The following is a 2500-nucleotide window of genomic DNA, read 5'->3' on the forward strand; positions in this document are numbered from 1 at the left end:
AATAAATATGGCACCTACCTACTCTCCCGCCTGGTATAGCAGTACCATCGGCCATGAGGGGCTTAACTTCTCTGTTCGGTATGGGAAGAGGTGAACACCCTCGGCATAAGCACCATAAGAATGTAAAAGTCAATGAAGACTTTTCAATAAGGTAACATATTGGGAAGTTGCAATAAGACTTGCGAGTGTTGGATGTTTTTTACCTCCGAAGAGAATAAAAAATTAAAGCTTACGGGCAATTAGTACTACTCGGCTTTGATGTTACCACCTTTACACCTGTAGCCTATCAACGTCATAGTCTCTGACGACCCTTAAAAGAAAACTCATCTTGAGGTAGGTTTCACGCTTAGATGCTTTCAGCGTTTATCCTTTCCGTACATAGCTACTCGGCATTGCACCTGGCGGCACAACCGATACACCAGCGGTACGTACGACCCGGTCCTCTCGTACTAAGGTCATGTCCTCGCAATTTTCTAACGCCCATCACAGATAGGGACCGAACTGTCTTGCGACGTTCTGAACCCAGTTCACGTGCCACTTTAATCGGCGAACAGCCGAACCCTTGGGACCTTCTCCAGCCCCAGGATGTGACGAACCGACATCGAGGTGCCAAACCTCCCCGTCGATATGAGCTCTTGGGGGAGATCAGCCTGTTATCCCCAGAGTACCTTTTATCCTTTGAGCGATGGCCCTTCCATACAGAACCACCGGATCACTTTAGCCTGCTTTCGCACCTGATCGACTTGTATGTCTCACAGTCAAGCACCCTTATACTAATGCGCTCTGCGTACGATTACCAACCGTACTGAGGGTACCTTTGCGAGCCTCCGTTACTTTTTAGGAGGCGACCACCCCAGTCAAACTACCCACCATGCAATGTCCCCCGTAAGGGGTTAGGTTCTAAGCAACAAGAGGTTGGTATTTCAACGATGACTCCACAACGCCTGGCGACGCTGCTTCATAGTCTCCCAACTATCCTACACACTTGTGGCTCAAAATCAATGCAAAGTTGTAGTGAAGGTTCATGGGGTCTTTCCGTCCCGTGACGGGTAACCGGCATCTTCACCGATACTACAATTTCACCGGGCTCGTGGAGGAGACAGTGTTCAACTCATTAGACCATTCGTGCAGGTCGGAACTTACCCGACAAGGAATTTCGCTACCTTAGGACCGTTATAGTTACGGCCGCCGTTTACTGGGGCTTCAGTCAGAAGCTTTGGCTTGCGCCGAACATCCTTCCTTAACCTTCCAGCACCGGGCAGGTATCAGGCTCTATACGTCATCTTACGATTTTGCAGGGCCCTGTGTTTTTGTTAAACAGTTGGTTGAACCATTTTACTGAGACCATATCGCTATGGTACGCTTTATCCCGAAGTTACAGCGTCAATTTGCCTAGTTCCTTCTCCACGGCTCACCCGAGCGCCTTAGAATATTCATCTCGACTACCTGTGTCGGTTTACGGTACGGGCCGCATTTGCCTAACCTTAGAGGTTTTTCTCGGTGCTATGATTAGGGTCGCTATCTCGCCGGCCGAAGCTTTTGAGTACTATCACCTTCGACATCTCTTGCGGATTTTCCTACAAAAGATATATCTACTGGCTTTAACGCAGTATTCCGTCACTGCGCGGACCTTTCACGAACACGTCACCCCATCGAAACAAATGCGGGTACTGGAATATTAACCAGTTTTCCATCAGCTGCCCCTTTCGGGTTTGCCTAAGGACCCGACTAACCCTGATCCGATTAACGTTGATCAGGAACCCTTAGTCTTACGGCGAATAAGTTTTTCACTTATTTTATCGTTACTTATGCCTACATTTTCTTTTCCAATCGCTCCAGCATACATCACTGTACACCTTCGCTGCAGATTGGAATGCTCCCCTACCACTTTATACAAAGTATAAAATCTAGAACTTCGGTTCGTAGTTTGATGCCCGATCATTTTCCGTGCAGAGTCTCTCGACCAGTGAGCTGTTACGCACTCTTTAAATGAATGGCTGCTTCCAAGCCAACATCCTGGCTGTTTTAGAAACTCCACCTCGTTTGTTCAACTTAACTACGTATTAGGGACCTTAGTTGCTAATCTGGGTTATTTCCCTCTCGGCCATGGACCTTAGCGCCCACAGCCTCACTGCCGCAGATATTTATTAGCATTCGGAGTTTGTCAGGGTTTGGTAGGCGGTGAAGCCCCCTAGCCCAATCAGTAGCTCTACCTCTAATAAACTTCTAAATGCGACGCTGTTCCTAAAAACATTTCGGGGAGAACGAGCTATCTCTCAGTTTGATTGGCCTTTCACCCCTATCCACAGGTCATCCCATAACTTTTCAACGTTAATGAGTTCGGTCCTCCAGTGTGTGTTACCACACCTTCAACCTGCCCATGGATAGATCACAAAGTTTCGCGTCTACCCCCACTGACTAAATCGCCCTATTTGGACTCGCTTTCGCTACGGCTCCGTTACTTAAGAACTTAACCTCGCCAGTGAGGAGTAACTCGTAG

2 rRNA genes (1 of these 2 cut by a window edge) are annotated in these 2500 nt (G+C 48.0%); both read right to left on the reverse strand.

Annotation, left to right across the window (positions count from 1 at the left end):
* Positions 1-5 precede the first annotated feature (5 nt).
* Positions 6-117 (reverse strand): 5S ribosomal RNA (gene rrf / locus OI18_RS23340).
* Between the two features lie 102 nt (positions 118-219).
* Positions 220-2500: ribosomal RNA gene (locus tag OI18_RS23345) — 23S ribosomal RNA — on the reverse strand; it runs 595 nt beyond the window's last position.

The sequence above is a fragment of the Flavihumibacter solisilvae genome (assembly GCF_000814475.1).
GTDB classification, from domain to species: Bacteria; Bacteroidota; Bacteroidia; order Chitinophagales; family Chitinophagaceae; genus Flavihumibacter; species Flavihumibacter solisilvae.